We start from the raw sequence: 7,315 nt of genomic DNA on the forward strand, positions 1-7,315 counted from the left end.
ATAAAAGGAACCAAAGACGACCACCTGGTCCTCACCACCAGCCGCACCCAGCGCGGCGCGAGTAGCCGCCGCCACACTGGCATATTCCTGGTACTGCGCCGTGTCAGGCAGTCCCTCTCGCAATCTTGCCGTCGGTGCCGCACGGGGAATCTGCGGTGCCGCCAGGTACCACTGGACAGCCATGCCGTTAAATAGCCCAATCACCGCATCAACAGGTTTATCGACCATCATACCGAACACCAGATGCCGGGTCCCGGTACAGGGCGGCAGCTGCTGCAGAAAGCGTTGCACCGCCGGCAGATTGTGGCCCACATCAAACCAACAGGACACCCCACCGATGTGCTGCTGTTCGCAACGGCCAAACAGACCCAGTTCAGCCACCGCCACCACATCCGCATCGCCGCACTCAATGCCTACCAGAGCCAGGGCCTGGCAGGCCGTGGCCAGATTGTCAGCACCCAGGCGCACCTGCGTGGGCAAACGCAACTGTCGGTCGCCTGACAGAACCAACGCATCGTCCTCGACATGAAAGTCCCGGCCGGCAAACACCGCTCTTGCATCAAGCCCTGCGGCCAGCGAAACAAGGTTGTCCGGCCAGTCCATTTCGCCAAATACCAGCGGCTTGCCGGCCCGGCCAATGCCGCATTTCTCGGCAGCGATGGCCTCGCGGGTATCGCCAAGCCAGTCCTGGTGATCAAGACCTACGGACGTCACCACAGACACGTCGGGTTCGACAATATTGACCGCATCCAGTCGGCCACCCAGGCCCACTTCCAGCAGGATCAGGTCAGCAGCACTGGCCTTGAACAACCAGAGCGCCGCCAGCGTGGTAAATTCAAAATAGGTGAGCGGCACCCCTCCCCTGGCCTGTTCCACCTGGGCAAACGCCGCACATAACTGCGCATCGCTGGCCAGACCTTCAGGCAGGCGAACCCGTTCGTTGAACACATGAAGATGCGGAGAGGTATACAGGCAGACCTTGCGGCCCTGGCGTTCAGCTAACGCCCTCATTAAACGCAGTGTGGAGCCTTTGCCATTGGTGCCGGCAACGGTAATCACGGGGACGGGAAAATGCGCCACCGCCAAGCGGGCAGCAACGCCGTGGAGCCGATCCAGGCCCAGTTCGATCTCGGCCGGGTGCATGGCCTCGATACGGCATAGCCACCCGGCCAGGGAATCAGGCAGAGAGGTGTCAGTCATTCAGCGCCAGCGGCGACCAGCCCATCATGTTGGCCAGCAAACGTTGAAGGGTGTCACGCATATCATGCCGGGACACGATCATGTCGATGGCGCCATGATCGAGCAAAAACTCACTTCGCTGGAAGCCTTCAGGCAATTTCTGGCGCACGGTTTGCTCGATAACCCGGGGGCCGGCAAACCCGATCAACGCGTTGGGCTCTGCCACATTCACATCGCCCAGCATGGCCAGTGACGCGGAAACGCCACCATAGACCGGATCGGTCAACACAGAAATAAAAGGCAGGCCCGCCTGACGCATCTTCTCCAGGGCGGCACTGGTTTTTGCCATCTGCATGAGTGAGAACAGGGCTTCCTGCATACGTGCCCCGCCACTGGCAGCAAAGCACACCAACGGCATTTTTTGTTCCAGGCACACGTTCACCGCGCGGACAAAACGCTCGCCCACCACGGAGCCCATGGAGCCACCCATGAAGTTGAATTCAAAGGCGCAAGCCACAAGCGGCTCACCATGCAACGTTCCTTTCAAGACGACCAGGGCATCTTTTTCTTCTGTGGCTTTTTGGGCTGCTACCAAACGATCTTTGTACTTCTTGGAGTCCTTGAACTTGAGACGATCCACTGGCGCCAGCTCACCACCAATCTCCGTTTGTGCACCTTCATCCAGAAACAGCTTGAGGCGACGGCGCGCATCAATGCGCAAGTGGTGATCGCACTTGGGACACACATCCATGTTGCGGTCCAGTTCTGGCCGATAGACCACCCCTTCACAACGCGGGCACTTTCGCCACAACCCTTCAGGAATATTGTTGCGCCGGCTTTCCTGGGGGCGACGTACGGCGGGGAGGATTTTCTCCAGCCAGTTGCTATTGCTCATGCAAAGGTCCCGTTATTGATCCATGGCGTTACGCATAGCGCTGAGAATACCCCCAACCGCGTCATTAATCGCGTTCGGGGTGTCCTTGTTTTCAGCAATCTGGTTTACCAGGGCACTACCGACGACCACACCATCGGCTACCCGGCTCACCGCCTGCGCAGATTCAGCGTCTTTGATACCAAAGCCGACACCAATGGGCAATTGAGCAAGGTTGCGAATTGTTTCAACCCGGCTCGCCACTTCATCCACATTCAGGGTGGCGGAGCCGGTGACACCTTTCAGGGAAACGTAATACAGGTAGCCAGAACCGGCCTGGCCAATCAGCTTGATACGAGCATCCGAGGTGGTAGGCGCGACCAGGAAGATCATGTCCAAGCCCTGGGCATCCATCAGCGGTTTCACTTCCAGCGCTTCCTCTGGCGGCAGATCAACCAGCAGCACCCCATCCACACCCGCCTGCGCTGCGGCTTTGGCAAAGGCCTCGTAACCCATGACTTCCACCGGATTCAGGTAGCCCATCAGCACCACCGGCGTATCCGCGTTGGTTTCGCGGAATGTCTTCACCATATCCAGGATATCGCGGGTGGACGTGTTGTGCGCCAGCGCGCGCTCACAGGCGAGCTGGATCACTGGCCCGTCCGCCATGGGATCGGAAAACGGCACGCCCAGCTCAATGATATCGGCGCCAGCGTCTACCATGGCGTGCATCAGCGGCACCGTCACTTCTTTTACCGGATCACCAGCGGTCACAAAAGGAATCAGGGCCTTGCGCTTCTGGTCGGCGAGGCGCTGGAAGCAACTTTCAATACGACGCATTTCTGCTCCTTAAAACAGGTAGTGGAAAGCCCTCCTCCGGGCTTTCCGGGCCGGTGTCGTGCTTGACCACACGACACCGGCCGCTATAAGCCAACCGCCTGACATCGAATCAGAATTCGATCCCGTCAATGGCGGCCACGGTCAGAATATCCTTGTCGCCCCGGCCAGACAGGTTCACCACAATGTTCTGGTCCGGTGACATGGTGGGCGCCAATTTACGGGCATACGCCAGTGCGTGGGCCGATTCCAGTGCCGGCATAATGCCTTCCACCTGGGTTAGCTCACGGAATGCCGACAGGGCTTCCTGGTCGTCTGCGGCCACATAATTCACCCGACCAATGTCCTTGAGCCAGGAATGCTCGGGGCCCACACCGGGATAATCCAGACCAGCCGAAACGGAATGCGTTTCGATAATCTGGCCGTTGTCGTCTTCCATCAGATAAGTGCGATTGCCATGCAGAACACCGGGGCGGCCCGCACTCAGCGGCGCAGCATGACGGCCAGTTTCGATCCCGTCTCCAGCCGCTTCCACCCCATACATGGCCACGCCTTCATCGTTGAGGAACGGATGGAACAGACCGATAGCGTTGGAGCCACCGCCCACGCAGGCCACCAGTGCATCAGGAAGCTGACCGGCTTGCTTCAGGCTTTGCTCCCGGGCTTCACGCCCGATAATGCACTGGAAATCACGCACCAACTGAGGGTAAGGATGCGGGCCGGCTACCGTACCGATGATGTAGAAGGTGTCATCCACGTTGGTGACCCAGTCACGCATGGCTTCGTTCATGGCGTCTTTCAGGGTCCGCGAACCGGAGGTCACCGGAATCACTTCTGCACCCAGCAACTTCATGCGATAAACATTGAGCTTCTGGCGCTCCACGTCTTCGGCACCCATGTACACCTGACACGTCAGACCCAGGCGAGCCGCGACCGTGGCGGTGGCCACCCCGTGCTGCCCGGCCCCGGTTTCTGCAATGACCCGGGGTTTGCCCATGTGCTTGGCCAACAGCGCCTGACCAATGGTGTTATTCACCTTGTGTGCACCGGTGTGGTTGAGATCCTCACGCTTGAGCCAGATCTTTGCGCCACCGAGCTGCTTCGACCATCGCTCTGCCAGGTACAGCGGAGACGGGCGCCCCACATAGTGGGCCAGGTCGTAGTCGAAATCCGCGCGGAACTGCGGATCGTCCTTGAGACGCGCATACATGGCGGTCAGTTCGTCCAAAGCCCCCATCAGGGTTTCGGAAACAAAGCTGCCACCAAATTGGCCAAAGTGGCCACGTGCATCAGGAAAAGCAGAAAAATCAGGGCGTTCAGACACCAGCTACTCCTCGTGTTTTGACACTATTGATAAAGGCGCGAATGGCGGCGGCATCCTTGATGCCGCCGCTGCGGCGACCCTGAACATTCTTCTGTTCAACGCCACCACTCACATCCACCGCCCATGGCCGAACCTGTGTCACAGCTGCAGCCACATTTTCCGGGTGCAGGCCACCGGCCAGCACCACGGGCAAGGGCAGGTCTTTCGGAACCCTGCCCCAGTTGAAAACTTCGCCGGTGCCGCCTGGCAGCCCCGGCACATAGCTATCTACCAGTAACCCCGACGCGTTGCGGTACGCCTGCGCGTACTCATGCAAATCCACGTCGTCCTTCATCCGCACCGCCTTGATCCAGGGGCGCCCGAAACTATCACAGTGCTGCGGGTCTTCATTGCCATGGAACTGCAGTACATCCACCGGCACGGTGGCCAGCACCCGGTTGATCTGGTCACGGGGGGCATCCACAAAAAGCGCCACCGTGGTAACAAACGGGGGCAGGCTAGCGCAGATCTGCGCCGCGCGAGCCGCAGTCACTGCACGGGGGCTGGGCCCATAGAAAACCAGACCAATTGCATCGGCACCGGCCTTCGCCGCCGCCAGGGCATCTTCAATTCGGGTAATACCGCAGATTTTGACCCGGGGTACGGTCATGGGTGCTCCAGTGTAACAAAAACCAGGGATTTTAGCGTGGTGCTTGAGGCATGCCGCGTGCTGCTCTTAATCATTATGCCTGAAGGTCATCCGGTAGCCACAGAGGCCCAAGCGAATCTTTCGGCAATGCAAAGCTGTCCGGGTACTCGATTTCCACCAGGTACAAGCCGAATGGCGGTGCCGTGGCTGCTCCTTTGCGGCGGTCACGTCCCTCAAGAACCTCCCTGGCCCAGCTTGGCGGCTTCTGGCCCGCTCCCACGCTCATTAGCACCCCGGCTATATTACGCACCATGTGCATCAAGAACGCGTTAGCATGGGCTTCCAGCACAAGCACTTTGCCGTGCTCGTAGAGCGTCAGGCTGTGCATCGTTTTCAATGGCGATTTTGCCTGACAATGCACGCTGCGGTAGGCGGTAAAGTCGTGCTCACCCACCAGGTGCGCAGCCGCCTCGCGCATGGCGGCCACATTCATCGGGCGGTAATTCCAGGTTACCTGATTGCGATACAGCGCCGGCGGGCGGGCATGGTTATAGATGACATAACGGTAGCGGCGGCTCACCGCGGAAAAACGCGCATGAAACCCGTCGTCCACCGGCACCGCCCACCGTACGGTCACGTCCCGCGGCAGATTGGTATTGGCGCCCATGATCCAGCTTTTCATCTCACGGGGAGCATCGGAATCGAAATGCACCACCTGCCCGGTACCGTGCACACCCGCGTCCGTTCGCCCCGCGCACACTACGGCTACCGGGTGGTTCGCGACTTTGCTCAATGCCGCTTCCAGGCACTCCTGGACCGTACGCACCCCGGGCTGCTGTGTCTGCCAGCCACGAAAGCCCGTGCCATCGTACTCAATACCCAACGCAATACGTGCCATGTTCCACCATGTCGTTACAGAAGCCTTCTTCGCAGCTCACCGCAAACAGCGGCTTCCCCACAGTGCCCGTCAGAAATATTGGCACAGGCTTCAGCGATCGATGGGAACGGAGAAGCCATAAAAAAAGGGGGCGATACCATAAGGCATCGCCCCCTTTTTGCCTAGGGAGAGAGGGGGATTAGCCCACTTGGCTGAGCAACTCCCGGGCTTCGGACTGCTGCTGGTCGTTACCTTCAGAGATCACTTCGTTGAGGATATCCTTGGCGCCTTCGTTATCACCCATGTCGATATAGGCTTTGGCGAGATCCAGCTTGGTCGCGTTCTCGTCAGTTTCACCCAGGAAGTCGAAGTCATCCTCATCAGCCAACACGTCAGCGCTGGACGGCGCCGGGGTGTCATCCGCCGGAGCATCAGGCACAGCAGCCGGCTCGATGGACATGGCTTCTTCCGTTGGCTCCTCCACATCGGCGACCTCAGTGTCAGTCACTTCAGGGGCATCGAAAGACAAGGTCTGATCGTCATCCAGATTCAGGTCGTCATCGCCGAGCAGGTCTTCCAGGGAGCCATCATCCGCAGCAGCCACCTGGTCCGCATCGATCTGTGCGTCAGCCATGGGTGCCGCATCTTCTTGCGGTGCATCCAGGTCCAGCGAGGTGATATCGTCAAGAGAGTCATCCCCCTCTGCGGAACCACCCAGTGACTTCTCAGCTTCGTCCAGCTCCAGATCAATATCCAGATCTGCCAGGGTGTCATCTTCAGTCGACTGTGGAGCCGCGCCGGTTTCGTCAGACAAGTCCAGATCATCCAGAGACAAATCCAGCTCTTCGTCAGCGGCCGGTTCGGCAGACAGATCATCGAACTCCGCATTCATTTCATCCAGACTCAGATCACCGAATTCAGTGTCATCTTCCAGAGTCGCGCTACCAACGTCATCCAGCTCCAACAGGGAGTCAGCAGACAGAGACTGCTTGTCCGCGTCAGACATTTCCGGCACTTCTTTTGCCGCATCATCGTCGCTGTCGAAATCCAGGCTGAAATCATCGTCCTGGGCACTGGCAGAAGAAGGCGATGCCTCGCTGTCCGCATCCAGCATGACGGTGGCGTCATCGTTGTCGGCTTCTGCAGAATCCAGCTCAAAGTCGAAATCCGCCAACTCATCAGTGCTTTCCGGCTCCAGAGACGGCGCTTCCGCTTCAATGGTCGGCGCACTGGCCGGCTCGTTATCCAGATCGGAGGACAGGCCCATTTCCAGATCGTCCAGGGAGAGCTCTTCATCATCCTCGCCCGACGGAGCCGGCGCACCACCCAAACGAGCAATGGCTGCGTCCACCTCAGTACCAGTGCCGGCATAGGCGGTTGCTTGTTGCTGGAATGCTGCGTCGTCGCCCATTTCTTTCAGCAGTTCCAGCAGACGCACTTTCAGGTCTGCCCGTTCCGGTGATTTATTGATTTCGTTGCGCAGGAAGTCAACGGCTTGTGGGTAGCGACCGTAGGCCACATACACTTCCACATCTTCCAGCGGATCCTGGCTACCGCCCTGCCCTTGTACCGGCGGTGCGTCGGCAGCGTCATCTTCAT

General features: G+C 59.1%; 7 protein-coding genes. All 7 read right to left on the minus strand.

Features of this window, described 5'->3' with window-relative positions:
• Positions 1 to 1,200, minus strand: a 1,200-nt coding sequence (locus A3754_RS12435) for a folylpolyglutamate synthase/dihydrofolate synthase family protein (protein ID WP_063519946.1), incomplete at its 3' end; no start/stop codon positions are given.
• On the minus strand, positions 1,193 to 2,074 hold the full coding sequence (accD, locus tag A3754_RS12440; protein WP_063519947.1) for an acetyl-CoA carboxylase, carboxyltransferase subunit beta: 882 nt from the start codon (positions 2,072 to 2,074) through the stop codon (positions 1,193 to 1,195). The genes accD and A3754_RS12435, both read right to left, overlap by 8 nt.
• 12 nt (positions 2,075 to 2,086) lie before the next feature.
• A complete protein-coding gene (trpA, locus tag A3754_RS12445) occupies positions 2,087 to 2,890 on the minus strand; it encodes a tryptophan synthase subunit alpha (RefSeq protein ID WP_063519948.1) in 804 nt (267 codons plus the stop codon).
• Positions 2,891 to 2,999: 109 nt separating this feature from the next.
• Complete coding sequence (gene trpB, locus A3754_RS12450; protein ID WP_063519949.1) at positions 3,000 to 4,211, minus strand: tryptophan synthase subunit beta; 1,212 nt, start codon at positions 4,209 to 4,211, stop codon at positions 3,000 to 3,002.
• A complete protein-coding gene (locus A3754_RS12455; RefSeq protein WP_063519950.1) occupies positions 4,204 to 4,860 on the minus strand; it encodes a phosphoribosylanthranilate isomerase in 657 nt (218 codons plus the stop codon). Before A3754_RS12455 ends, trpB begins: the two co-directional genes overlap by 8 nt.
• A 73-nt stretch (positions 4,861 to 4,933) precedes the next feature.
• The gene (gene truA, locus A3754_RS12460) at positions 4,934 to 5,737 is read right to left on the minus strand and encodes a tRNA pseudouridine(38-40) synthase TruA (RefSeq protein WP_063519951.1); all 804 of its coding nucleotides are present in this window, start codon (positions 5,735 to 5,737) and stop codon (positions 4,934 to 4,936) included.
• A 178-nt stretch (positions 5,738 to 5,915) separates the two neighbouring features.
• The coding region (locus tag A3754_RS12465) for a FimV/HubP family polar landmark protein (protein ID WP_304439834.1) at positions 5,916 to 7,315 on the minus strand (1,400 nt) is incomplete at its 5' end.

Source organism: Alcanivorax sp. HI0083 (assembly GCF_001635175.1).

What these genes read in the sequence shown, in the direction of transcription:
- accD (WP_063519947.1), bottom strand. Translation starts at nt 2,074, where the DNA reads ATGAGCAATAGCAACTGGCTGGAGAAAATCCTCCCCGCCGTACGTCGC.
- trpA (WP_063519948.1), bottom strand. Translation starts at nt 2,890, where the DNA reads ATGCGTCGTATTGAAAGTTGCTTCCAGCGCCTCGCCGACCAGAAGCGC.
- A3754_RS12455 (WP_063519950.1), bottom strand. Translation starts at nt 4,860, where the DNA reads ATGACCGTACCCCGGGTCAAAATCTGCGGTATTACCCGAATTGAAGAT.
- truA (WP_063519951.1), bottom strand. Translation starts at nt 5,737, where the DNA reads ATGGCACGTATTGCGTTGGGTATTGAGTACGATGGCACGGGCTTTCGT.